20 protein-coding genes and 6 pseudogenes are annotated in these 25,340 nt (G+C 58.9%); 18 read left to right on the top strand and 8 right to left on the bottom strand.

The genetic code is table 11. The features are described 5' to 3' along the window. Positions 1–142 precede the first annotated feature (142 nt). Positions 143–253 (bottom strand): annotated as a pseudogene (locus AC1MDT_RS11915) (DbpA RNA binding domain-containing protein); the annotation flags it as partial. 288 nt (positions 254–541) lie between these two features. Then, entirely contained in the window at positions 542–2,215 is a 1,674-nt protein-coding gene (locus tag AC1MDT_RS11920) for a DEAD/DEAH box helicase (RefSeq protein WP_480422196.1), read from the bottom strand. A 432-nt stretch (positions 2,216–2,647) separates the two neighbouring features. On the opposite strand from AC1MDT_RS11920, the gene AC1MDT_RS11925 reads away from it, so the two are divergent. Further along, complete coding sequence (locus AC1MDT_RS11925; RefSeq protein WP_480422197.1) at positions 2,648–3,439, top strand: crotonase/enoyl-CoA hydratase family protein; 792 nt, start codon at positions 2,648–2,650, stop codon at positions 3,437–3,439. A gap of 101 nt (positions 3,440–3,540) precedes the next feature. Here the strand turns inward: AC1MDT_RS11925 and AC1MDT_RS11930 are convergent, their stop codons facing one another. Further along, the gene (locus AC1MDT_RS11930) at positions 3,541–4,296 is read right to left on the bottom strand and encodes a spermidine synthase (protein WP_201112791.1); all 756 of its coding nucleotides are present in this window, start codon (positions 4,294–4,296) and stop codon (positions 3,541–3,543) included. A 163-nt stretch (positions 4,297–4,459) separates the two neighbouring features. Here AC1MDT_RS11930 and AC1MDT_RS11935 point away from each other — a divergent pair, with 163 nt between their 5' ends. Continuing rightward, positions 4,460–5,806, top strand: coding sequence for a class II 3-deoxy-7-phosphoheptulonate synthase (locus AC1MDT_RS11935; RefSeq protein ID WP_480422198.1), 1,347 nt, complete (start codon positions 4,460–4,462; stop codon positions 5,804–5,806). A gap of 22 nt (positions 5,807–5,828) precedes the next feature. Here AC1MDT_RS11935 and AC1MDT_RS11940 read toward each other — a convergent pair whose 3' ends face one another. After that, positions 5,829–6,419 carry an antibiotic biosynthesis monooxygenase gene (locus tag AC1MDT_RS11940; RefSeq protein WP_480422199.1) on the bottom strand — a complete coding sequence of 197 codons (591 nt, stop codon included), beginning with the start codon at positions 6,417–6,419 and terminating at the stop codon, positions 5,829–5,831. A gap of 257 nt (positions 6,420–6,676) precedes the next feature. On the opposite strand from AC1MDT_RS11940, the gene AC1MDT_RS11945 reads away from it, so the two are divergent. Both AC1MDT_RS11945 and AC1MDT_RS11950 read left to right on the top strand, forming a co-directional pair. Further along, positions 6,677–7,675 (top strand): NAD(P)H-quinone oxidoreductase, encoded by a 999-nt coding sequence (locus AC1MDT_RS11945; protein ID WP_480422200.1) that lies wholly within the window; start codon positions 6,677–6,679, stop codon positions 7,673–7,675. Between the two features lie 201 nt (positions 7,676–7,876). Beyond that, the gene (locus AC1MDT_RS11950; RefSeq protein WP_480422201.1) at positions 7,877–8,830 is read left to right on the top strand and encodes an alpha/beta hydrolase; all 954 of its coding nucleotides are present in this window, start codon (positions 7,877–7,879) and stop codon (positions 8,828–8,830) included. Here the strand turns inward: AC1MDT_RS11950 and AC1MDT_RS11955 are convergent. The 3 genes from AC1MDT_RS11955 to AC1MDT_RS11965 form a co-directional block, all read right to left on the bottom strand. After that, a complete protein-coding gene (locus tag AC1MDT_RS11955; protein ID WP_480422202.1) occupies positions 8,802–10,616 on the bottom strand; it encodes an ABC transporter ATP-binding protein in 1,815 nt (604 codons plus the stop codon). The genes AC1MDT_RS11950 and AC1MDT_RS11955 overlap by 29 nt on opposite strands. A gap of 162 nt (positions 10,617–10,778) precedes the next feature. After that, positions 10,779–11,375 (bottom strand): DUF6338 family protein, encoded by a 597-nt coding sequence (locus AC1MDT_RS11960; RefSeq protein ID WP_480422203.1) that lies wholly within the window; start codon positions 11,373–11,375, stop codon positions 10,779–10,781. A 178-nt stretch (positions 11,376–11,553) separates the two neighbouring features. Next, on the bottom strand, positions 11,554–12,561 hold the full coding sequence (locus AC1MDT_RS11965; protein WP_480422204.1) for an AraC family transcriptional regulator: 1,008 nt from the start codon (positions 12,559–12,561) through the stop codon (positions 11,554–11,556). A 167-nt stretch (positions 12,562–12,728) separates the two neighbouring features. Between AC1MDT_RS11965 and AC1MDT_RS11970 the strand changes: the two genes are divergently transcribed. The 4 genes from AC1MDT_RS11970 (at position 12,729) to AC1MDT_RS11985 (ending at position 15,281) form a co-directional block, all read left to right on the top strand. Beyond that, positions 12,729–13,580 (top strand): 3-hydroxybutyryl-CoA dehydrogenase, encoded by an 852-nt coding sequence (locus tag AC1MDT_RS11970; RefSeq protein ID WP_480422205.1) that lies wholly within the window; start codon positions 12,729–12,731, stop codon positions 13,578–13,580. Continuing rightward, a complete protein-coding gene (locus AC1MDT_RS11975; RefSeq protein WP_480422206.1) occupies positions 13,567–14,226 on the top strand; it encodes a TetR/AcrR family transcriptional regulator in 660 nt (219 codons plus the stop codon). The genes AC1MDT_RS11970 and AC1MDT_RS11975 overlap by 14 nt, the downstream gene beginning before the upstream one ends. Before the next feature lie 90 nt (positions 14,227–14,316). Then, the gene (locus AC1MDT_RS11980; RefSeq protein ID WP_480422207.1) at positions 14,317–14,730 is read left to right on the top strand and encodes a VOC family protein; all 414 of its coding nucleotides are present in this window, start codon (positions 14,317–14,319) and stop codon (positions 14,728–14,730) included. Positions 14,731–14,852: 122 nt separating this feature from the next. Further along, positions 14,853–15,281: a hypothetical protein gene (locus AC1MDT_RS11985; protein WP_480422208.1), complete on the top strand. Its 429-nt coding sequence runs from the start codon at positions 14,853–14,855 to the stop codon at positions 15,279–15,281. A gap of 128 nt (positions 15,282–15,409) precedes the next feature. Here the strand turns inward: AC1MDT_RS11985 and AC1MDT_RS11990 are convergent. After that, a pseudogene (locus AC1MDT_RS11990) lies at positions 15,410–15,700 on the bottom strand (ATP-binding protein); the annotation flags it as partial. A 1-nt stretch (position 15,701) separates the two neighbouring features. Between AC1MDT_RS11990 and AC1MDT_RS11995 the strand changes: the two are divergent. The 10 genes and pseudogenes from AC1MDT_RS11995 to AC1MDT_RS12040 form a co-directional block, all read left to right on the top strand. Beyond that, positions 15,702–16,076 (top strand): annotated as a pseudogene (locus AC1MDT_RS11995) (FAD:protein FMN transferase); the annotation flags it as partial. 60 nt (positions 16,077–16,136) lie between these two features. After that, positions 16,137–16,838 (top strand): VIT1/CCC1 transporter family protein, encoded by a 702-nt coding sequence (locus AC1MDT_RS12000; protein ID WP_480422209.1) that lies wholly within the window; start codon positions 16,137–16,139, stop codon positions 16,836–16,838. Between the two features lie 1,614 nt (positions 16,839–18,452). Beyond that, positions 18,453–19,118 carry a methyl-accepting chemotaxis protein gene (locus tag AC1MDT_RS12005; protein WP_480422771.1) on the top strand — a complete coding sequence of 222 codons (666 nt, stop codon included), beginning with the start codon at positions 18,453–18,455 and terminating at the stop codon, positions 19,116–19,118. Positions 19,119–19,130: 12 nt separating this feature from the next. Further along, positions 19,131–19,499 carry a response regulator gene (locus AC1MDT_RS12010; RefSeq protein WP_480422210.1) on the top strand — a complete coding sequence of 123 codons (369 nt, stop codon included), beginning with the start codon at positions 19,131–19,133 and terminating at the stop codon, positions 19,497–19,499. Positions 19,500–19,521: 22 nt separating this feature from the next. Next, entirely contained in the window at positions 19,522–19,848 is a 327-nt protein-coding gene (locus AC1MDT_RS12015) for an STAS domain-containing protein (RefSeq protein WP_480422211.1), read from the top strand. A gap of 23 nt (positions 19,849–19,871) precedes the next feature. Further along, complete coding sequence (locus AC1MDT_RS12020) at positions 19,872–22,079, top strand: chemotaxis protein CheA (RefSeq protein ID WP_480422212.1); 2,208 nt, start codon at positions 19,872–19,874, stop codon at positions 22,077–22,079. 253 nt (positions 22,080–22,332) lie between these two features. Then, positions 22,333–23,022: pseudogene (locus tag AC1MDT_RS12025) on the top strand (PAS domain-containing protein); the annotation flags it as partial. Positions 23,023–23,091: 69 nt separating this feature from the next. After that, positions 23,092–23,403 (top strand): annotated as a pseudogene (locus AC1MDT_RS12030) (PAS domain-containing protein); the annotation flags it as partial. Between the two features lie 414 nt (positions 23,404–23,817). Then, positions 23,818–24,699, top strand: a pseudogene (locus tag AC1MDT_RS12035) (methyl-accepting chemotaxis protein); the annotation flags it as partial. Between the two features lie 12 nt (positions 24,700–24,711). Continuing rightward, positions 24,712–25,242 carry a chemotaxis protein CheW gene (locus AC1MDT_RS12040; RefSeq protein WP_480422213.1) on the top strand — a complete coding sequence of 177 codons (531 nt, stop codon included), beginning with the start codon at positions 24,712–24,714 and terminating at the stop codon, positions 25,240–25,242. Positions 25,243–25,340: the final 98 nt, after the last annotated feature.

The following is a 25,340-nucleotide window of genomic DNA, read 5'->3' on the forward strand; positions in this document are numbered from 1 at the left end:
TCGCTCCCACAGGTATCGCAGCCGAACACAGGATTTATAGGGACAACAAAACGCAGGCAAAAAAAACCCCGAACCAGTCGGGGATTTTTTATGTTCGATCAATCAGCCCAAGAGCGGATTAATCTTCGCGGTAGCGACGCAGCTACAACTGCTTACCGGCAACGCGAGTGTCCTTCAGCTTGGTCAGCAGACGCTCCAGACCATCTTCCGGCAGCTCGACGAGGCTGAAGCTGTCACGCACCCGGATGAAGCCGGGCTCGACCTGGCGACACCGCGCATGAGCGTGCATGTGGTTACGGCGGGGGGCGGGCCGGTAACGGATTAACCCAAACATTGTGGGAGCGAGCCTGCTCGCGAAAAACGCACAGGCACCCCGCTTACTCAGACCGCACACGTAATCGTTCACGTCCATCGCGAGCAGGCTCGCTCCCACAGGTATCGCAGCCGAACACAGGATTTATAGGGACAACAAAACGCAGGCAAAAAAAACCCCGAACCAGTCGGGGATTTTTTATGTTCGATCAATCAGCCCGAGAGCGGATTAATCTTCGCGGTAGCGACGCAGCTTCAACTGCTTACCGGCAACGCGAGTGTCCTTCAGCTTGGTCAGCAGACGCTCCAGACCATCTTCCGGCAGCTCGACGAGGCTGAAGCTGTCACGCACCTGGATGCGACCGATAGCTTCACGAGCCAAACCACCTTCGTTGAGGATGGCGCCCAGCAGGTTTTTGGCAGCGATACCATCACGCGCACCCAGCGCGGTACGGCAACGAGCACGACCTTCAGCCAATGGAACCGGAGCACGACGCTCACGATCACCACGGTCCGGACGATCACCGGTACGCTCTGGACGATCGCCACGCGGTGCGTTGTTCGGCACCAGTGGACGTTCTTTCTCGATCGCGGCCAGGGTCAGCGCCTGAGCATTGGTCGCCTTGCGCAGCAGCGCAGCGGCCAGTGCACGCGGAGTGCAACCGATGTCGGCGGTCAGGCGATCGAGCAGATCACCGTGAGTCGATTCGGCATCAGCCACCAATGGCGACAGGCTGTTGGTCAGTTTCTTGATGCGGGCATCGAGAACGGCCTGAGCGTCCGGCAGGCGAACTTCGGCCACTTTCTGACCGGTTACACGCTCGATCACTTGCAGCATGCGGCGCTCACGTGGAGTCACCAGCAACAGCGCACGACCTTCGCGACCCGCACGGCCGGTACGGCCGATACGGTGAACGTAGGACTCTGGGTCGTACGGCATGTCAACGTTGAAAACGTGAGTGATGCGCGGAACGTCCAGACCACGAGCAGCAACGTCGGTCGCCACAACGATGTCCAGACGGCCATCCTTGAGGGATTCGATGACGCGTTCGCGCTGGTTCTGAGCAATGTCACCGTTCAGCGCAGCGGCTTTGTAGCCTTTGGCTTCCAGGGCACTGGCCAGGTCCAGGGTCGCTTGCTTGGTGCGTACGAACATGATCAGGGCGTCGAAATCTTCGACTTCCAGCAGGCTCAGTACAGCCGAGGTCTTCTGGTCAGCGTGAACCAACAGGTGAGCCTGTTCGATCGCGGTAACGGTCTGAGTCTTGGTCTGGATCTTCACGTGCTGCGGATCACGCAGGTGACGCTCAGCGATTGCACGGATCGACTGCGGCAGGGTCGCCGAGAACAATACGGTCTGACGGGTTGGAGGCAAGGCCTTGAAGATAACTTCGAGGTCGTCCATGAAACCCAGCTTGAGCATTTCATCGGCTTCGTCGAGAACCAGATGGTTCACGGTAGCCAACACTTTTTCGTCACGGCGCAAGTGGTCGCACAGACGGCCCGGCGTGGCGACAACGATCTGTGCGCCATTACGGATTGCTTTCAGTTGTGGACCCATAGGGGCGCCGCCGTAAACGGCCACAACGGTAACGCCCGGCATTTGCTTGGCGTAGGTTTCGAAAGCGGTTGCTACTTGCAGCGCCAACTCACGGGTTGGCGCCAGGATCAGGGCTTGCGGCTCGCGCTTGGCAGGATCGATGCGATGCAGGATCGGCAGGGCGAACGCGGCGGTTTTACCCGTACCGGTTTGCGCCTGACCAATCATGTCGTGGCCGGCCATGATGATCGGGATCGATTGCTGCTGAATAGCCGAAGGCTCTTCGTAGCCAGTCGCAATGACGGCTGCAAGAATATTCGGATTAAGGTTAAAAGCGGCGAAGCCGCCGGTTTCCTGGGTCATGGGTCTGCCTCTAAGTGCATCCGCAAAGACCCATGCTCCAAAGCTGCGCATGCCGTGTAAGACTCAAGAGTCGCCCTGGCTGCTTTGTCGGCGGGGATTTGCGAAAACGAATGAATGAAAAAGATTCGTCAAGGGAGAGTCCGCTGTGCGGACGTGCAGCCGAAGCTGACTTCGGGGAATTGCGCTACCTAAACGCGGCCCGGTTAAAGGCCGGCGCGCACTATACCGGAAATTGCCCAAAAAGGGAGCATTATTTGTCGGAAAACTGACGGATACGCCGTTGTGTCACAAGCTTTGCGGATAATCGTGCAACGGTCTATTTTTCAAAGGCCCGGCCCTGCTGGCGATGGCGCTAAAACGGTTCACCCTTGCGACGCAGACTTGCGGTCTCACCTGCCCCTTCCCGCCTCTTCCCGCCCGAGGAATTGCACCATGAATCAGCCCTGCACCAGTCGAGTCAGCCGCAAACGGCACGGTCATGTCCTGTTGATCGGCCTGGACCGGGTGGCCAAACGCAACGCCTTCGATCTCGACCTGCTCAACGAACTCAGTCTGGCCTACGGCGAGTTCGAGGCGGACAGTGAGGCACGCGTCGCGGTGGTCTTTGGCCATGGCGAGCATTTCACCGCCGGGCTCGATCTGGTCAGCGCCGGCACAGCCCTGGCCGAAGGTTGGCAGGTACCGCCCGGCGGCTGTGATCCGTGGGGGGTATTTGCCGGCCCCAGGGTCAGCAAACCGGTAATTGTGGCCGCGCAAGGCTACTGCCTGACCATCGGGATCGAATTGATGCTGGCGGCGGATATCAACCTGTGTGCCAGCAACACGCGATTCGCCCAGAAGGAAGTGCAGCGCGGCATCTTCCCCTTTGGCGGCGCCACATTGCGCTTTCATCAAGTTGCCGGTTGGGGCAATGCCATGCGCTGGCTGCTGACCGGCGATGAGTTTGACGCCCATGATGCGTTGCACCTGGGGTTGGTGCAGGAAGTCATGGCCAGCGAGGATTTGCTGCCCCGGGCGATAGAATTGGCTGAGCGGATTGCCCGCCAGGCACCGCTGGGGGTTCAGGCGACGCTGATGTCAGCGCGGCAGGCCCGGTATGAAGGGGAAACAGCGGCGGCGCTTGGGTTGCCAGCGCTGGTGAAGAAGGTGTTGGCGAGTGACGATGCCAAGGAAGGTGTGCGGTCGATGGTGGAGAAGCGGCCGGGCGTCTTCAAAGGGGTTTGAGCGTTGTAGCGCCCTCTTCGCGAGCAGGCTCGCTCCCACAAGGGAATGCATTCCAATGTGGGAGCGAGCCTGCTCGCGAAGGGGCCCGCCCAGACACCACATCAGGTCGCCGGGCGAATCGCCTTGATCAACGACTGCAACGAATACCCCAATCGCGGTGCCAGCCCTTCGGCCCGGGCGATCAAGCCGTTCATGTCCAGCTCCTGATCCAGCTCCGACGGCACGATCAGAATCACGTTGCCCTCCTTCACCGGCAATTCCCAATAGTGCCGGTGATAAAGCCCGCGCAATAACGCCGCGCCCAAGGGTTTGCCATCATCTGTTGCCCACTGATTGATCACCAGCCAGCCACCAGGATTCAAGCGTTTCTGACAGTTTTCCAGAAAGTTCCAGGCCAAATGCCCGACGCCCGGTCCGACATCGGTATAGAGGTCGACGAAAATCAGGTCGGCCGGCTCGGCGGTATCAAGCAGCTCCAGCGCATCGCCCACACGGATATACAGCCGCGGATCGTCATCCAGCCCCAGGTATTCGATGGCCAGGCGCGGTACGTCGGGGCGCAATTCGATGGCCTCGACGTCCTCCAGCGGCAGGAACTTGAGGCACGCCTGGGTCAGCGTACCGGCACCGAGGCCAAGGAACAGAGCACTTTCCGGCTGCTCGTGGCACAACGCGCCGATCAGCATCGCCCGGGTGTAATCGTATTCGAGCCAGCTGGGGTCAGCGGTGAACACGCAGCTCTGTTCGATGGCGTCGCCAAACTCGAGAAACCGGTAATCGGCCACTTCCAGCACGCGAATCACGCCGAACTCATCCTGCACCTCGGCGAGCAGATGCTCGACGCGCTCCTCAGTCATTTCATCTCCTGATCGTTACCGGGCCTACAACGCAATAAACGGCAGCGCACTAAAACCACTGATGCCGCTGCAAAGGCGCGATTGTCGGCGAAGCGACGGGAGCAGGTCACGCACTAATTTGCTGATAACATGAGCGTCCGAGCGTAAAACAACCGAGACCGTGATGAGCCAACCCTGGAGTCCTGACAGCTGGCGCGCCCTGCCGATCCAGCAGCAACCCCACTACCCCGATGCGGCGCATTTGCTGCAGGTTGAACAAACCCTGGCCAGCTATCCGCCGCTGGTGTTTGCCGGTGAAGCACGGGAATTGCGTCGTCAGTTTGCCGAAGTGACCCAGGGCCGCGCTTTTCTGTTGCAGGGCGGCGACTGCGCCGAAAGCTTTGCCGAGTTCTCTGCCGCGAAAATCCGCGACACCTTTAAAGTCCTGCTGCAAATGGCGATCGTCATGACCTTCGCCGCCGGGTGCCCGGTGGTCAAGGTCGGGCGCATGGCCGGGCAGTTCGCCAAACCGCGTTCGGCCAATGACGAGACCATCGACGGCGTGACCCTGCCGGCCTACCGTGGTGATATCGTCAATGGCATCGGTTTCGACGAAAAAAGCCGCGTGCCGGACCCGGAGCGTCTACTCCAGTCTTATCACCAGTCCACCGCCACCCTGAACCTGTTGCGCGCTTTTGCCCAAGGCGGTTTTGCCGACCTGCATCAGGTGCACAAGTGGAACCTGGACTTCATCGCCAACTCGGCGCTGGCGGAAAAGTACAGCCACCTCGCCGACCGCATTGATGAAACCCTGGCCTTCATGCGCGCGTGCGGCATGGACACCTCGCCGCAATTGCGCGAGACCAGCTTCTTCACCGCCCACGAAGCGCTGCTATTGAATTATGAGGAAGCCTTTGTACGTCGCGACAGCCTGACCAACGATTACTATGACTGCTCAGCGCACATGCTGTGGATCGGCGACCGCACCCGTCAGCTCGATGGTGCTCATGTCGAATTCTTGCGCGGAGTGAACAACCCGATCGGCGTCAAGGTCGGCCCGAGCATGAACCCCGAGGATCTGATTCGTCTGATCGACGTGCTCAACCCGGACAACGATCCGGGCCGTCTGAACCTGATTGCGCGGATGGGCGCGAACAAGGTCGGCGATCATTTGCCGGCGCTGATCCGCGCGGTGCAGCGTGAAGGCAAGCAGGTGCTCTGGAGTTCCGATCCGATGCACGGCAACACCATCAAGGCCAGCAGCGGCTACAAGACCCGCGACTTCGCGCAGATCCTTGGCGAGGTGAAACAGTTCTTCCAGGTTCATCAAGCGGAAGGCAGCTACGCCGGCGGGATCCACATCGAAATGACCGGGCAGAATGTCACCGAGTGCATTGGTGGCGCGCGACCGATTACTGAAGACGGGTTGTCTGACCGCTATCACACCCATTGCGATCCGCGGATGAATGCCGACCAGTCGCTGGAATTGGCGTTTTTGATAGCTGAGACGTTGAAGCAGGTCAGGCGCTGATCGCATCGCTCCATTCCGTCCGTCATCGCGGTTCCTTGGCTGAAGTGGAACGGGACAGCCAAGGTGCGAACACCCGCGTCGCCATCGGCATGAACAGGTACACCACCGAGACGACGATGGTCAGCGTGATCAAGAACGTGGCGACCACGTAGCTGGACAAAAAGGCGTTGAGCCTCAGCAACGGGCCCCAAATCAGCGGCACCAGCAAGGTATGCGGCAGAATCACCAGGAGCGTCACCACGGCCTGCTTCCAGCGAGGTGGTGGCGTCGCAGCGTCGGCCTGTGGGGCGAACCAGAATTCCTTCACCGGGTTGACCTCAGTCTGGTCGCCATCCGCGAGCATCGGTACGGCTTCGTTGACCAGTTCCTGCCGCTGCGGTGAGTCGAGCCAGCGCTGCATCGCCTCGGCCGAGCAAAAACGCAGCACGCAGGTGTACATGTCGAGCCCCGCGTTTTTACCGCGCATCACGTCCACACCCAAGTGCCCTTCTTGTTGTCCCGCGATCCTGACAATGTTGCGCAACCAGGCTTCGTAGGGCACTTCAAAGCCCGCCCTGACCCGATGCTTGATGACCAGGGTCACGACTTCCTCGAAACGGTTGGATTCAGGCATAACGCAACGCTCCGGTATGGGGTTTGGGTATTCGGCGCCATTCAACGCTAGCATCTGGCAGTGTTGTTCATCATTGCGGCGGGTGCCATTGTGGTTGGGCTGTTGCTGGAATTCTTGAAATCAAAGGATCGCAGGCTGCGCCAGCTCCTACAGTTGTGCGCGTTCCCCTGTAGGAGCTGGCGCAGCCTGCGATCTTTTGATTTTCCCCACCAATACGCGGTCTCATTTACTGAACACTTTCACTACAGGTAGCCAATATGACCCTACCCCAAACCATGACCCTGATTGAAATCACCCAACCCGGCGGTCCAGAAGTTTTAAAGCCGTGCCAGGAGCCGGTGCCCACCGCCGGGGCTGGCGAAGTGCTGATCCGCGTGCATGCTGCCGGGGTCAATCGCCCCGATGTGATCCAACGCGCGGGCAAGTACCCGATGAAACCGGGCATGAGCCCTATTCCTGGACTGGAAGTGGCCGGTGAAGTAGTGGCCATCGGCGCAGGCGTCACTGAGTTCATCATTGGCGATCACGTCTGTGCGCTGACCAACGGCGGCGGTTACGCGCAATATTGCGTCGCCCCGGCCAGCCAGACACTGTCGATTCCGGAGGGAATGGACTGGGTTCATGCGGCGGCGATCCCGGAAACCTTTTTCACCGTCTGGGCCAATCTGTTCGACATGGGCGGCGCGAGCAAAGGCCAGCGTGCGCTGATTCACGGTGGCACCAGCGGCATCGGCACCACCGCATTGATGCTTTGCCGCGAATTCGGGGTCAAGGCATTTGCCACGGCGGGCAGTGAGGAAAAGTGTGCGGCGATCCGCAAATTGGGCGCCGAGGCGATCAATTATCGCGATCAGGACTTCGTTCAGGTCATCCAGGAAAAAACCGCCGGCAAGGGTGTCAATGTCATCCTCGACATCATGGGCGGCTCGTACCTGAATCAGAATATCGCGGCGTTAGGCATGGAAGGTCGACTGGTGATGCTGGGCTTTCTCGGCGGCGCTCACGCCAAAGACGTCGACCTGTTGGCAATCATGAGCAAACGCGCCGTTATTACCGGCTCGTTGTTGCGCCCACGCACCTCCGAAGAAAAAGCCTCGATCGCCGAACAGCTGCGCGAGTATGTCTGGCCTGTACTCGCTGCCGGGCGTTGCCGGCCGATGATCGACAAGGTCTATCCGTACACCGACGCGGCGCAGGCCCATACGCGGATGGAGGCGGGAGATCACATCGGCAAGATAGTGTTGCAGGTGGATTGATCAACGATATCGGGAACAACACAAAAACCCGGTAGGAGCGAGCTTGCTCGCGATGGTGTGTCAGTTGACAACAATGTAGCTGACGCACCATCGCGAGCTCGCTCCTACAGGGGGACAGGTGAACGACTGTCGAAATAATTCCTGCACCCTGCGCGCTTCTGTTAAAACCCGTTCTTTGTGTCTGTACCGGTGGACCACCCAATGCCCGCTTCCCTTCTCACTCGTCTGCGCCGACGCTGGCTGACGCTGCTGTGCATGACCGCGCTGATCGTCGGCCTGCCCGTGAGTTGTGGGGTGCTCAAGCAAACAGAGCGCGAGTTGCTGTTTCGCATCGAGCCGGGTACGGCTGGCTGGTATCAGGGCTTGCCACAAGACGTTGAGGAATTCGACATCAAGCCCGCCGGCTTCAAGGCCGGGCAAAACCTGCACGCCTGGTGGTGGCCGGCCGCGCGCCGTGATGCGCCGTCGATCCTTTACCTGCACGGTGTGCGCTGGAACCTGACCGGCCAGGCATTTCGCATCGAACAATTGCGCGCCATGGGTTACTCGGTGCTGGCCATCGACTATCGCGGGTTTGGCCAGAGCAAGGGAGATCTGCCTTCGGAAGCCAGTGTCTACGAAGACGCCCACGCCGCGTGGGACCGCTTCACAGTCATGCAACCGGACGCCAACAAGCGCCTGATTTACGGCCACTCCCTGGGCGGTGCAGTGGCCATCGACCTGGCGGCTGACCTGGCCGCACAGGCGAAAAAGGACCATGTCGCGGTGCCTGTGCGCGGTTTGGTGGTCGAGTCCACCTTCACGTCGCTGGGCGATGCCGTGGCCCAAGTGGCCGACAACAACCTGCCCGTAAAATGGCTGCCGGTGCGCTGGCTGCTGTCGCAAAAATTCGACTCTATCGACAAGATCGTCGGCATCGATATGCCGCTGCTGGTGGTCCATGGCCTGGCCGACCCGTTCATGCCCTCGCGGTTCAGCCAACAGTTGTTCAATGCCGCCAGCGAACCCAAACGCCTGTTACTGGTACCTGGCGGTACGCACAACAACACCATGAGCCTGGGCGCAAACCAGTATCGCCAGGCAATCGAAAGCTTGATGAAGGCAAAACCACCGCAGATAGCCGGGCCTAGCGGTAACCCCGGGCTTGCAGGTTGAACAACTGCGCATAGCGCCCGCCCGCGGCGACCAGACTGTCGTGGTCACCGCGCTCCAGAATCGCCCCCTGATCCAGCACGATGATGTGATCGGCATTACGCACGCTGGAAAACCGGTGGGAAATCAGTAACGTCATCCGGCCTTCAGTGTGCTGGCTGAAATGCTCGAACACCGCCGCTTCCGCCGCCGGGTCGAGCGCCGAGGTCGGCTCATCGAGAATCAGGATATCGGCGTTGCGGCGCATGTAGGCGCGAGACAAAGCGATTTTCTGCCATTGCCCGCCGGACAACTCCTGCCCCCCGGCGAACCAGCGTCCCAGCTGCGTGGCATAACCTCGATCCAGACGTTCGATGAACGGCGCGGCCATGCCCTCCACCGCGGCTTCCTGCCAGCGTTGTTCATCGTTGAACGCCAGGGTATCGCCCACGCCAATGTTCTCGCCGACCGAGAACTGGTAGCGGATGTAATCCTGAAAAATCACGCCGATGCGCTGCCGCAGCGTATCTTCCTCCCACGCCTGCAAATCGCTGCCATCCAGCAGGATGCGGCCTTGATCGGGGCGATACAGCCGAGTCAGCAATTTGATGAGCGTGGTCTTGCCCGAGCCATTCTCCCCCACCAACGCAACACTATGGCCCGGCACAAGGTGCAGATCGATGCCCTCCAGCGCGGCGCGGCTCGCGCCTGGATAACTGAAACCGACGTTTTCAAAACGCAAACCGTCGCCAGGTACCGCCCCCACGGTCAGCTGTCCGCAGTCGGCAACAACCGGTTCGGCCAGGTATTCATAGAGGCTGGACAGATAGAGACCATCCTCATAAAGACCGCTGATCGCGCTCAGGCTGCTGCTCACCGCCGTCTGCCCCTGCTTGAACAGCACCAGATACATGGTCATCTGGCCCAGGCTGATGTTGCCGTAAACGGTATCAACCACGACCCAGGTATAGGCCAGATAGAACGCCCCCGTACCCAACAGACCGAGAGCAAATCCCCAGCCATCCCGACGCAACGTCAGCCGGCGATCTTCAGCGTAAAGACGGTCGAAGATCTCGCGATAGCGCTTCAACAGCAGCGGCGCGAAGCCGAACAGCTTGACCTCTTTGATGTAACCTTCATTGGAGAGCAGTGTCTCGATGTAACTCTGCTGCCGACTCTCCGGTGCGCGCCGGGTGAACAGCCGAAAGGCATCCCCGGAAAAATGCGCTTCGGCGAAAAACACCGGCAACGCGCCGACCACCAACAGCACCAGCGCCCAGGGCGAAAAATGGACCAGCAACACGCCGAAGCTGATCAACACGATCAGGTTCTGGATCAGCCCCAGCGACTTCATTACCAGCGCCAACGGCCGGGTCGACGCCTCGCGCCGTACCCGAACCAGCTTGTCGTAGAACTCGGAATTCTCGAACTGCACCAGCGACAAGGTCTGGGCTTTCTCCAGAATCATCGTATTGACCTGCTGCCCTAACTGCACCCGCAACAGCGATTGCTGAACCGACAGCGCACGCTGGGTCCCGGACAGCAAGGCAAGCACGCCCGCCTCGAATAAAACGTAACGCACAACCGGCCACAACGGCGCACTGCCCTGCTGCGCGTGCAACTGCATGGCGAAGACCACCGCATCGACGATGCGTTGACCCAACCACGCCGCCAACGCAGGGAGGACACCGGCGATCAGCGTTGCCAGCACCAGGCCGAGGAACAAACCGCGCGATGTGCCCCAGACCAGCAGAAGGGCACGCCTCGCCTGATCGAGCAATGATGAGAAGCGGGTAAGGACAGCGGGCATATTTATCTGTTGCGCCGACGCGGTCTCTCAGACTCTTTTCTTGAGGGCGGAGGACCGATTGGAAACACCAACCCGGGGGGAGGAGGACCGCCATTATCCCAGTCCTCCATTAACCGCCTAAGTTCTGGCGGCATTTCGTTCGGTGCTTTGCATGTCATGGGATCACCCTATCGATTTTGCGAATTCGACCAACTGAACTTTTGAAGCATCAATGACAACAACTCCCACCCTGCTAGGTAATGGTTTACCTTCATTATCAATCCAACGAGGGAATTCGAGTACAAATTGCCCTTTTTCAGGCTCCGATGGCCATGCAGTCGGCCAATCAAATAATCGCTTCCCATCAATTAAATTCAAGATGACGAATCCAGGTCTCGATGAAAAAGCACCGTACCACTCACAAGGGAATGAGTTTTGCGTGGTGATTTTCAGCCTTCTGAGCAAGGAGTGAAACTTGTCATTACTCGCGACGTGACAGGAGAGAAAACCCAGAACCACCGCAATCACCGCAGACCACAAAGCCTCCGATTTCTTGTCCCACAAGCCGACCGAAAAAAAGCGCTCTCCCGTCAAAAGCAACAACGCCCCCAAACCGGCTACAAGCGACTGAATCACAAAAGTAAAAATAAGGGCCTGGACTATCTGTCCAAATGTGTCTGGCCGCTTGAATGCTGTAAGGGAATAAAAAATCCAGGCAGCTAAAAACCCCGGGATCAAATACTGAAGCAACGGAATCACTTCCTTAACCAAATCATCCATGCAGTTTCAATCCATTGAACGCTTCAATCTGGAACAAACAAATACCTCATCACAACGCCGTATGTCATCCGCTGATGCGTCGCTGTCGTCACAAGAAATTTCAAGGTTAAACGCAGAGATTTTTCGTGCAAGCGACAGAGAATAATCGGACAAACACTCGACTAGAATCCCACGCTATTTACTCCTGAAACCGCGCCCGATACCGCCCCGGGCTCTCCCCCGTCCACTTCTTGAACGCCCGATGAAACGCACTCGGTTCCTGAAACCCCAGCTGCTCGGCAATGTCGCTGATGCTCGCCCGGCTCTCGCGCAGTTGCTCGAATGCGACGCCCCGCCGTACTTCGTCCTTGATCTCCTGATATGAACAACCCTCACGTTCCAGTTTTCGGCGAAAGGTGCTGGGGCTCAGGTGTTGTTCCAGGGCGAAAGCCTGCAAGGTCGGCCATTCGCTGTAGTGGCTGCGACGCAGGCGCTGATGGACTTGCGAGGCCAGACCATGCTGGTTGCGGAAGCGGATCACCAGCCACTGAGGGGCGGTGCGCAAAAACACTTTCAGCGATGCCAGGTCCTGAACCACCGGCAGGCGCAAGTAATGACTGGCAAATTCGATTTCGGTGCGCTCGGCACCAAAGGTCAGGTTGGGCCCCCAGAGCAATCGGTCATCGCTGAGAGACACGCGCTCATGCCGAAAATGCGCACGGTCGATGGGGATTCGCCGCCCGCCCAGCCAGCACAGCAAACTGATCATCAACACCAGAAACGTCTCTTCGCCAAACCGGCTGGCGTCGCTGTTCTGCGCGTGGGTTTCCAGGCTGATCACCGCTCGTTTGCCGCGCACGGCCAGCGTGCCGCGAAAATCCCGCAGGAACAGGGCAAAGTTGGCCAGGCATTGGCGCATGGCTTTGTGCAGATCAGGTTCCTGAATCAACGCCCGGCAGATCAGGGCGAAACTGCCGGGCGGCATGCCGTGGGAGTCGAGCCCGAAGAACTCGTCGTTCAGTTCGCGGATCTGAATCAACCACAGTGCGGCAAATGCGCTGGCCGGTATGCGCGCGGAGGGCTGCGCGATCAACGCCGGGTCAATGCCTGCCTGCTCAAGCGCAGCCCGCAGACGCTGAGGATTTTCCTCCTGCCCATGGATCATTGCCTGCACGAAGTAGGCGGCCACCGAGTCCTTTTCCCGCATGTGAACGTTTCTCTCCTCATCACCTGAAATGGCAAAAAACACCAGTGCCGTTGAACAGTTTCGGCATAGGACAACCTTCCGGCCGGCTCTAGACTCACGGCCAATAGTACGCCTTCGACCGTTGCGGCGGCCAAGGTATCGCAGGGTTTGACCGGAAGGACGGGAACATGAAGCTGCAAAACATTGGCGTGATCGGCGCGGGCACCATGGGTAATGGCATTGCGCAAGTGTGCGCCCTGGCCGGCTTCAACGTTACCCTGCTCGACATCTCCGAGAGCGCCTTGCAAAAAGCGGTCGCGACCGTCAGCAAAAACCTCGATCGGCAGGTCGCCAAGGAAACACTGACGCAAGAGCAAAAGCTCGGGGCCCTGGACAAGATTCGCACCAGCACTGACTACAGCAGCCTGCAGAGCGTGCAACTGGTGATCGAAGCCGCCACCGAAAACCTCGACTTGAAACTGCGGGTGCTGCAACAGATCGCCGCACAGGTCAGCGCTGAGTGCGTGATCGCCTCCAACACGTCATCGCTGTCGATCACCCAGCTTGCTGCCAGTGTCAGCCAGCCTGAGCGTTTCATCGGCCTGCACTTCTTCAACCCGGTGCCGGTGATGGGACTGATTGAAGTGATTCGCGGCCTGCAAACCAGCGACGCCACCCACACGCTGGCGCTGGAGATGGCAACCACGCTCGGCAAAACCGCCATCACCGCCGGCAACCGCCCGGGTTTTGTGGTGAACAGGATTCTGGTACCGATGATCAACGAAGCGATCTTTGTTTTGCAGGAAGGCCTGGCCAGCGCCGAAGACATCGACGCTGGCATGCGCCTGGGCTGCAACCAGCCTATCGGCCCGTTGGCCCTGGCGGACCTGATCGGTCTGGACACCTTGCTGTCGATTATGGAAGCCTTCCATGACGGCTTCAACGACAGCAAATACCGCCCCGCGCCACTGCTCAAGGAAATGGTCGCCGCCGGTTACCTGGGACGTAAAACGGGGCGCGGCTTCCATGCCTATGCCTGAGCGTTGCTCACGTTTCGCCGAATACCGGGACAAAGTGCTGGAATTGTTCGCCAGCAAGGGCTTCGGCCAGGTCGGCATGCGTGAGCTCGCGACGTGCCTGGGGCTCTCCTCGGGCTCGCTGTATCACCATTACCCCAGCAAGCAGCACTTGCTGCTCGACTTGATCGAGGAGTTCTACGAAGAGCTGCTGGCGACCCTCGGACGCATCGAACAAAAAGCTCCGGCGAAACGCGACAGACTCAACAGCCTTATTCGCGCGCATTTGAATCTGCATCAGGATATGCCCTGGCATTTTCGCCTGGTGGAACGTGACAGCGGCTGCCTGAATGAAGAGCAACAGGCACGGGTCCAGCAGTTGCGTGAGCAGTACGAACGCAAGGTGCTACAGATACTGGGCGTGCGCCCCCGCGTCAGTGAGCAGCGTTTGCTGGCCACTGGACACGCCATTACCTCCCTGCTCAACAGCGCTCCCGGTTGGTTGGCGCAACATTCGCTGGATGAACACGAACGCGATGACCTGCTGGAGAGTCTGGTGAGTGGCGCCATCGAGCGCTTGCTGGCGCCGCGGCGGGCGCTGGAAGCAATAAGCCTTGCCCACCCTATAGGAAAATCATCTAAAAATACGCCGACACCTACCACGATTTAGCGCTTTGCTACCCGGGTCAACACTCATCGGAATTCACTGACGGCCCCGACGTCAAACCGGTGTGTACCCTCAATGACTGGGAGCGCAACCATGAAAATCAATCCCTACCTCATCTTCAACGGCGACTGCAAAGCCGCCTTCACGTTCTACGCCCAAAGCCTGCCAGGCCAGATCGAAGTCATGATGACCTTCGGCGAAAGCCCTGCTCGCGAGCACGTTCCGGCAGACCTCCACAACCTGATCATCCACACCCGCCTGCTGGTGGGCGACCAGGCGATCATGGGCTCGGACACCACACCCGATCGTCCCACGGACGAGATGAGCGGCTGTTCAATTTCGTTGAATGTCGACAGCATTGCCGAGGCTGAACGAGTCTTCGCGGCACTGTCGGAAGATGGCAGCGTGCAAATGCCCCTGGAAGCGACCTTTTGGGCCGCGCGCTTCGGCATGCTGGTCGATCGGTTTGGTGTGTCGTGGATGGTGAATTGCGAGAAAGATCAGTGAAACTGACTATTTCAACGCGTTAAAAAGCCCAGCCCCGACAGGTTGGGCTTTCTGGCAACTCCCGGACCGTCTGCTAACGTCAACAAACCATTCTAGAACAGCTGTTCAGGAGGAAGCGCACCATGCCTGTCCATGACGTGTCTTGGTCCACCCGTTTCAAACTATTAGTGCTGGCGGGAGGGCTCACTGGCGCCTTGCTCGCCGTCAGTGGTTGCGCGACTGTCAATGCGCAGACCACCGCCTATGTTGGCGTCGAGCATTCCGCGCCGACGCTAGCCAGCGAGGTGGTTGTGCTACGCACCGAGCCCACCCGCCCCTATGTCCGCCTGGGTGAAGTGGTGATCGACGCCAGCGTCGACCCCGTCCCGCCCATCACCCAGGTAGAACAAAAACTGCGAGAAGAGGCAGCCAAGCTCGGCGGCGATGCCGTGGTGGTGGTCTACGACCATATCCAGCCGGTAGCCACTTATGTCGTCGGGCCGATGTGGAATCGTGACATCGAAACCATCCAGGGCCGGAAACTCAAAGGGATTGTGATCAAGTATCAGTGATCCAAGGCACAGAGTGATCTTGCGTGGGTTTGCGCGGACCTGAAACGAGAAAACGGACCAAGCCGTTAAGTGCTTGGTCCCCTTATGAATATGTTCATGACGAAGTGATTCGAACTACCAAACAGCCCTCAGCTTTCGATAGTCGACGCGAGCGATAACCAGACGCACACTTCGCATCCCTCCCATCGACCTGTTGCAGGGGATAGCAATTTCATTCTCGCGTTGCCCCCCTGCACAATGGTTTGGGCAATCGCCAGCCCCAATCCTGAACCGCTTACTTCACTGTGACCTCGCACAAACCGCTCGGTCAGGTGCTGCAATACCGACGCCGGCACCGCCGGGCCGCCATTGACGACCCGCAGCTGTGCCTGTTCGGTGAGGCTGACTTCGATCGGTTGATCCGTTGTGCCGTACTTCAACGTCGTGGCCATTGAAAAGCCCTGCCGGGGCGCACGTGAAGTCATGGGTGTAATGGAACTCAGCGATGCCGCCATCGCCACGTCCGGCGACTACCGACACTGGGTCGATGTGAGGGGGCAGTCCTATGCCCACACCATGAACCCGGCCTCCGGCGCACCACTGTGCAACCCACTCGCGGCCGTCACTGTGGTCGCGGCCTCGTGCATGCTCGCCGATGCCTGGGCCACGGCACTGATGGTATTGGGCGAAACCGAAGGCCCACGCCTGGCGCAGGAGCGCGGGATGGATGCATTGTTCGTGCTGAGCGACGGTGAACAGTTCAATGAAATATCGATTGTCGGCGGCCAGTTGCAAGCGCAGATTGAAACGCGCTGACGCCGATTGCCCGCAACGTGAAACGTTGAAGCGCCTAATGACAGTGAGTCCCGCTAAACAATGAAATTCATGCACAGGCACACCGAGTCCCACCGAAACGATCGTATTGGGTGGTTGCGTGCTGCCGTCCTGGGGGCCAATGACGGGATCGTCTCCACTGCCAGCCTGCTGATCGGCGTGGCCGCCGCCAACGCCAGCCACGCGACCCTCCTGGTCACAGGAATGGCTGGGCTGATGGCCGGCGCCATGTCCATGGCCGCTGGTGAATACATCTCCGTACACTCCCAGGCCGATACCGAACAGGCAGACCTGTCCCGCGAACGGGCAGAACTGGCCAGTGACCCGAAAGCCGAACACCTCGAACTCGCCAACATCTACATGCATCGTGGCGTATCGCCCGAACTGGCCCATCAGGTGGCCGATCAATTAATGGCCCATGACGCGCTGGGCTCTCACGCCCGGGACGAACTGGGTATCAGCGACACCCTGAGCGCCAAACCCTTGCAGGCCGCCCTGGCCTCGGCCGCCAGTTTCGTGGTGGGTGCGGCGTTGCCTCTGGCGGTGACGTTTGTAGCACCGGAGCACAGCGTGGCGGCCTGGATCTCGGGCATGTCATTGGTGTTTCTCGGGACACTGGGCGCCATTGCCGCCAGGGCCGGCGGTGCCAAGGTGATCACCGGTGCCTGGCGAGTGACATTCTGGGGCGCTCTGGCCATGGGGATCACCGCATTGGTGGGGCACTTATTTGGCGCCGTGGTCTAGAGCCAGACGCTTGCCGTTGCTCATAGCTGAACCCGTTAGAGCCCGGCCAAGTGCCGGTATTTTTCGTCTCTGCGACATCCTTTTCACCAAACACTGACAGGGCAGAGCGCAGTCTGACCCTGCTCCTTAAAGAATTCCCATTAGGCCCGTCCGCATACGGGCCATTTTTTTGTCGCGGCTACGCTGTCCCCTCTAGCGGTAGGTCAGGCCATGCCTGACCCTCCAACCGAAGATCCGGAAGATCTGATCCCGATCCGACTCAATGCCCCCCGCCCAGGCTTTCGAGTCAGTCCAGTCACATGTTTGTAACATCCCACACGCATACTGCAGTCAGCCAAAAGGATTTGGCCCCGTCTACAGAAAGCCCGGCCTAGCGCCGGGCTTTTTCGTTCTGGGACAGGCAAGAAAGGATCAGTCGTCTCTATCGTCACGATCGCGACCGTGATTGCGATCATATCGCTGATCATTGTCACGACGATCATATCCGCGGTCATGCCCTCGATCATCGTCATACCCTCGGTCGTATCCACGACCGTGATCATGGTCTCGACCGTACCCGCCTCCTTCGTCCCAGATAGGTACGCAGCCTCCCAGCAGGAAAGAACTCGACATGGCCAAGAGCATTAATACTGCGCGCTTCATTTGAATATCCTGATCGAAAAGGTCAGGCCTGTGACCGCGAGTTAGATCAATGATTCATTGGCGAAATACGGCAAGCCAAAAAGCCAAATCCAAAGCCTGAATTAACAACGCCCCCCTTCCCCACAGACATCCCCTGCAGGCACTCGCCTCCCCCGCCCGACGCAACCGGCCCTAAAAATTACGGCATAAAAACACGGCTGATGCGGCAACCACCTTGCAAAAAGATGGCCTACTGCTACCGTCCATGACAGCAGAACTTGATAGTCGTTCCGCAAGCAACATGACCTGTCTCCTGTCTTGATTAAAACGCTGGAATTGCAACGGTTCGGCTGCAAACACAGGGGCAGATCCCTCCGCCATCGGTGAAATGTTTGGCCGCTCGATTGGAACAATTTGATTAAGGACCGCCTCTTGTCTTCCTACGACATTAACCATAATTATTCCTCCGTTCGCCCTGATTTCACCGCCTTGGTCTGGCCCGTCCTCTCAATTGCCTCGGGCGGTGCTGTGTTGCTCCTGGCTTTGGCCGGGGTGGCGGCACTGCAGGTGGCGGCCGCCCTCATTCTGCTCGCCTGCGGCGGCGGTGCCAGCGCCTGGAGTGTCCACTGCCAGCGCAAGCTGTTTGACCAGGCGTTGAGCCAAGTCCATGCGAATAGCCTGAGCCAACACCAGGCCTCAAGTGCGGCGGCCGCAGCCAATGGTCTGGAGGCGGTGTGCCTGGAGGCGGTGCCCATTTGGACCAAGCAGATAGAGAACTCCCGCAGCCAGACCGAGCAGGCCATCATCACCCTGAGCCAGCGCTTTTCCGGCATCTACAGCAAGCTGGAAGACGCCGTGCAGACCTCGCAACAAGCGGCGGATGGCCTGGCCGGCGATGCCCAGAACGGCGCATTGGTAGTGCTTGCGCAAAGCGAAACCGAACTCACGCATGTGGTCAATTCCCTCAAGGCTACGCAACTGAGCCGCGACGAGATGCTGGAACAAGTCCGCGGCCTCACGGGCTACACCGGCGAACTGCTCAGCATGGCCAAAGAGGTTGCGGCGATTGCCGCGCAAACCAACCTGCTGGCGCTGAACGCCGCGATTGAAGCCGCTCGCGCCGGCGAAACCGGCCGTGGTTTCGCCGTGGTGGCCGATGCCGTGCGCAGCTTGTCGAGTCTCTCGAGCGAAACCGGGAAAAAGATGTCGGCCACCGTCGGCATCATCAATAGCGCCATCACCCGTCTGGTCGAAGTCGCCGACAACACTGCTGCGAATGACCAGCACTCGGTCTCCGCCTCCGAAGCCAGCATTCAGCATGTGCTGGATCGTTTTCACAGCATTACCCAGCGCCTGTCAGGTTCCACCGAGCTGCTGCAGCAAGAGAGCGTTGGCATCCGTGACGAAATCAGCGAAGTACTGATCAGCTTGCAATTCCAGGATCGCGTCAGCCAGATCCTGTCCCATGTTCGCGACAACATGCAGGCCTTGCATCAGCACTTGCAGGACGGCCGTCACAATCCCGATCAATTGGAGCAGATCGATGCCCAAGCCTGGTTGGCGAGTATGGAATTGACCTACGCCACCGATGAACAGCGGCAAATCCATCATGGACACAGTTCAAGCTCAACCAAGGAACAGGAAATCACCTTCTTCTAGTAGGAGAGCAATATGGCTAAAACCGTAATGGTCGTCGACGACTCCAGCAGCGTACGCCAGGTGGTCAGCATCGCCCTGAAGGGGGCTGGCTACGACGTGATCGAGGCCAGCGATGGCAAGGACGCGCTGACCAAGCTGAACGGACAGAAAATTCACCTGATGATCAGCGATGTGAACATGCCCAACATGGATGGCATCACCCTGGTCAAGGAGGTGAAGAAGCTGGCCAATTACAAGTTCACCCCGATCATCATGCTGACCACCGAATCCCAGGAAGTGAAGAAGCAGGAGGGCCAGGCGGCCGGAGCCAAGGCCTGGGTGGTCAAACCCTTCCAGCCGGCGCAGATGCTGGCCGCCGTATCCAAACTGATCCTGCCTTGATCGGAAGAGCCTGGGGGCAAGCATGAAGATCCGCGCTGCAACAAAGAATGGCCTGTGCCAGCTGCATATCGAAGGCGAGATGAGCATCTATACCGCGGCCGAGTTCCAGGCACAGTTATTGCCCCACCTGACCCAACCTGGCGAGCTTGAAATCGACCTATCCCAGGTCAGCGAGCTGGACGGCGCCGGCTTGCAGCAGCTGCTGCTGGCCAAACGCGAAGCCACGCGCGTCGGCATTACCTTGCGCCTGGCCAGTCACAGCCGCGCGGTATTGGAAGTCTTCGACCTGTGCAACCTCGCCGCCTTCTTTGGCGATCCTCTGGTTATTTCCCATTCGGCCACTAGCTGACCCCAGCGTAAAAGGAATTCAGTGTGAGTATAAATCTCGATCAAGCCCTGCAAACCTTTATCGCCGAAGCCCGCGAACTGCTACAGGATATGGAAGAGTCGCTGCTGCGACTGGAGAGCGAACCGGACGACAGCGACACCCTGGCCGCCATATTTCGTGCCGCGCACACCATCAAGGGCTCGGCCGGCATGTTCGGCCTGGAGCCTGTCGTTGGCTTCACCCATATAATCGAAGACGTGCTCGATCGCGTACGTGACGGCGCGGTTGTCATCAACAGCGAACTGGTGGCGCTGTTGTTGGAATGCGGCGACCATATGCAAGAGCTGGTCGACGTAGTTGCGGCCCAAGGTGGTCAACTGGACACCCCTGCCCTGGCTCGGGAAAGCGGCCTGCGCCAACGCCTGAAAACCTATCAGGGCAGCTCGCTGGAACTACCCGCCACATCCGTTGCACCGCTCAATACGGATTTTCTGACCCACGTATGCGCCGATGCAGGCGTGGCCTCCGACCTCTGGCACATCTCCCTGCGCTTTGGCCAGGAAGTGCTGCGCAACGGCATGGACCCACTGTCATTTTTGCGCTATCTCAACAACCTGGGCGAGATCGTCCGCATTACCACCATTGCCGATGGTATGCCACAGGCCAATGCAATGGATGCCGAAGCCTGTTACCTGGGCTTTGAGATTGATTACCAGTCGACAGCGGACAAAGCGACCATCGCCGAAGCCTTCGACTTCGTGCGCGACGATTGCCTTATCCACATACTTGCGCCGCACAGCAAGATCACCGAATACATCGAGCTGATTGATCGGCTGCCGGAAGATGCGCTCCGCCTGGGTGAGCTACTGGTCAGCAGCGGAGCTCTTACGCCGCAAGAGCTGGAAAAAGCCCTGCGCGAACAACGAGCCCCTACTGAACCCACTAGCCTGGCGACACCCCTGGGCGAAATTTTGGTCGAGCAGCGTTCGGTGACGCCCGCACTGGTTCAGGCCGCCCTGAACAAGCAAAGCCAGATCCAGGAGAGCAAGAGCAAGGAGAACCGCTACGTTCGCGTGGATGCGGACAAGCTGGACGAACTGATCAACCTGGTCGGCGAGCTGGTGATCGCGGGGGCCGGCGCCAACTTGCTGGCTCAGCGCAGCCACAACGACGCCCTGCAGGAAGCCAGCTCCAGGGTCTCAGGCTTGGTCGAGGAAATCCGCGACAGCGCCTTGCGCCTGCGCATGGTGCCGATCGGCGACACCTTTAACCGTTTCCAGCGGGTGGTGCGCGATGTCAGCCTGGAACTGGGTAAGGATATAGATTTGCAGATCAGTGGTGCCGACACCGAGCTGGACAAGACCGTGGTGGAAAAAATCGGCGACCCCCTGATGCACTTACTACGCAACGCCATGGATCACGGCATTGAGTCGCCCGAGGTACGCCAGGCGGCGGGCAAACCGCTAAAGGGCAGACTGAGCCTCAACGCCTACCACGACTCCGGCAGCATTGTCATCGAGATCGTCGACGACGGCGCCGGACTCGACCGCGAGCGCATCCTGCATAAGGCCCGAGAGCGCGGCCTTATCGCCGCCACTGCCACACCGTCCGATCAGGACATTTACAACCTGATTTTCGAGCCGGGCTTCTCCACCGCAGCGGCAGTCACCAACCTCTCCGGCCGAGGCGTCGGCATGGATGTGGTCAAGCGCAACATCAACGCGCTGCGCGGCAGCGTGGACCTCGAGAGCCAGGCTGGCCAGGGCACCAGGGTGCGCATCCGCCTGCCACTCACCTTGGCGATCATCGATGGCTTTTTGGTTGGCGTCGGTCAGGCCACTTACGTAGTGCCCCTGGACATGGTGCAAGAGTGCATCGAGCTGACCGAAGAAGATCGTCAAGCGACCCGCGAGCGTACTTACCTGAACTTGCGTGGCGAGGTACTGCCGCTGGTGTACTTGCGTGAGCAGTTCAACGCGGGAGGCAGCTCGGGCCGGCGCGAGAACGTGGTGGTGGTGCGTTGCGGCGAGCAGAAAGCCGGTTTGGTAGTGGACGAACTGCAGGGTGAGTTCCAGACCGTGATCAAGCCCTTGGGCAAGCTGTTCAGCGCTCTGCGCGGAATCGGCGGCTCGACCATTCTGGGCAGTGGCGAGGTGGCGTTGATTCTCGATGTACCGAACCTGCTGCAGCAGGTGACCCAGCAGCAGGCGCACAACCAAATGCAACCGGCGTTGGCTGAAGCACATGACTGAACGCCGGTGCAAAGCAATTGATGCTGATTGAAAGGTCAATAATACGTGTCACAAGGGGCGCATAACTGACGTATTCGATAAAACTTGAAGCAATGTAATAGGCCAGAGATAAAAAAATTAAATTCCATTGGGAGTTGTCATGAATCAGGCTAATCAATCATTGATCAATCGCTTTATTAATCGGTTCAGCTATAACCAAGAAGAACGCCTTAAAGAGCAAGAGCTTTTATCTGATTTAAGAGGGCAAATCGACGCCATCAACAAAGTGCAAGCCGTCATTGAGTTCTCGCTCGATGGCAAGATTTTGCACGCCAACGACAATTTCTTGGACACGCTGGGCTATACCCTGGCCGAGATCAAGGGGCAACATCACGGCATGTTTGCCGATCCAGTCTACCGCGCGTCTCCTGAATACCGTCTGTTCTGGGACAAGCTCGGGCGCGGTGAATTCGATACCGGCGAGTACAAGCGCATCGGCAAAGGCGGCAAGGAAATCTGGATACAAGCCTCGTACAACCCGATCATGGACATGAACGGCAAGCCATTTAAAGTCGTCAAGTATGCAACCGACATTACCGAGAGCAAGTTGCAGGCGGCCGATTTCGCGGGTCAGCTCAGCGCCATCGGCAAGGCGCAAGCGGTGATTGAATTCTCGCTCGATGGCAAGATTTTGCACGCCAACGACAATTTCTTGAACACGCTGGGCTATACCCTGGCCGAGATCAAGGGGCAACATCACAGTATGTTTGCCGATCCAGTCTACCGCGCGTCTCCTGAATACCGTCTGTTCTGGGACAAGCTCGGGCGCGGTGAATTCGATACCGGCGAGTACAAGCGCATCGGCAAAGGCGGCAAGGAAATCTGGATACAAGCCTCGTACAACCCGATCATGGACATGAATGGCAAGCCATTTAAAGTCGTCAAGTATGCAACCGACATTACCGAGAGCAAGTTGCAGGCGGCCGATTTCGCGGGTCAGCTCAGCGCCATCGGCAAGGCGCAAGCGGTGATTGAATTCTCGCTCGATGGCAAGATTTTGCACGCCAACGACAATTTCTTGAACACGCTGGGCTATACCCTGGCCGAGATCAAGGGGCAACATCACAGTATGTTTGCCGATCCAGCCTACCGCGCGTCTCCTGAATACCGCCTGTTCTGGGACAAGCTCGGGCGCGGTGAATTCGACGCCGGCGAGTACAAGCGCATCGGCAAAGGCGGCAAGGAAATCTGGATACAAGCCTCGTACAACCCGATCATGGACATGAATGGCCAGCCATTTAAAGTCGTCAAATATGCAACCGACGTTACTGCGCAGGTCAATGCCAATAACATGCTGGTGCAGGCGGTAGAGCAAGCGCAGCAAGTGACGTCGGCAGCGAAGGATGGCGATTTGAGCCAACGCATACCACTGGAAGGCAAGAGCGGCCCGATTCTGGTGCTGTGCGCCGGTGTCAACACGCTGATGGAAACCACTGGCGTTATTTTCTCCGACGTGGGACGACTGTTTGGCGCCATGTCAATGGGCGACCTGGGACAACGCATCACGCGCGAGTATTCGGGCGTATTTGGACAGGTCAAAGACGATGCGAATGCCAGCAGTGATGCATTATCGAACGTTATTGAGGACGTAAGTCGTGTCTTTAGTGGGCTTGCGAATGGCGACCTGGGGCAGCGCATCACGCGAGAATCGACCGGTGTCTTCGCTCAGGTTAAAGACGATGCGAATACTACTGCAGAGAAATTAACCACGATTATTGACGACGTCATTGCAGCTGCAGATGCGTTGGTCACCGCTTCCGAACAGGTCAGCGCCACCGCCCAGTCCATGAGTCAGGCGACCAGCGAACAGGCCGCCAGCGTCGAGGAAACCAGCGCGTCTATCGAGCAGATGAGTGCGAGCATCAACCAGAACACCGAAAATGCCAAGGTCACCGACGGTATGGCCAGCAAGGCCTCCAAGGAAGCTACCGAGGGTGGCGAATCGGTACAACAGACGGTCGCCGCGATGAAGCAGATCGCTCAGCGCATCGGTATCATCGACGACATTGCCTATCAGACCAACCTGCTGGCGCTCAACGCCGCCATCGAAGCGGCGCGGGCTGGCGAGCATGGCAAGGGCTTTGCGGTCGTGGCTGCAGAGGTGCGCAAGTTGGCCGAGCGCAGCCAGGTGGCGGCTCAGGAGATCGGCCAGCTGTCCTCCAGCAGCGTGGAAATGGCCGAAAAGGCTGGCAAACTGCTAAACGAAATGCTGCCTTCGATCAACAAGACCTCCGACCTGGTGCAGGAAATCAGCGCCGCCTCGGAAGAACAATCCACTGGGGTGGCGCAGATCAACACGGCCATGACCCAACTGAACCAGATCACCCAGCAGAATGCCTCCAGCAGTGAGGAGCTGGCTGCCACCGCCGAGGAGATGAGCAGCCAGGCTGAGCAACTGCAGCAGGCGATGAGCTTCTTTTCCCGCGCGGCCGATGTTAACGACAGCCAGCCTAAGGCGGTCGCGCACAGGACACAGGCGTTTGGCAAAAAACTGGCACAGCCCCCCAAGCACCTGCCCCACAGGGCTGCCACTTATCAGGCTGCAAGCAGCGCCGCAGAAGCCGAATTCACTCGGTTTTAACTGGAGGTCAGCATGGGTGCACTGATTAGTACAAATCGATCCGAGGCCGTCCACCAGGAGGAGGCGCAATACCTGACCTTTATGCTGGGCGGCGAGATGTTTGCTATCGGCATCCTCGGGATCAAGGAGATCCTCGAGTACGGCAACATCACCAGCGTGCCGATGATGCCCGCCTTCGTCCGTGGGGTGATCAACCTGCGCGGTGCGGTGGTGCCGGTGGTGGATCTGTCGGCGCGTTTCGGCCGGCACAACTCCGATGTTACCCGGCGCTCGTGCATCGTCATTATCGAGGCAGACTCCGAGGCGGACACTCAGGATGTGGGACTGATGGTGGATGCGGTCTCGGCGGTACTGGAAATCCCCGCCAGCGAGATCGAACCGGCGCCCAGTTTCGGCGCGAGGATACGTTCCGACTTCATCAGCGGCATGGCCAAGGTGGCGGGCAAGTTCGTCATCGTCCTCAACGCCGACCGCGTGTTGTCGGTCGACGAGATGGCTAGCTTGTCCGAGGTCAACGCACTGGCGGACGCCGCGTCGGGCTAGCTGCTCGGTCGGCTGATAATCGCTCCCCTTGGTCGAGGCGCCTGGTGCGCCTCGGTCAGGATTGGTTTCCTTTGCAGCGCCGTTCCTGCACCTGGCAA

It is taken from the genome of Pseudomonas sp. ASL7 (assembly GCF_056680375.1).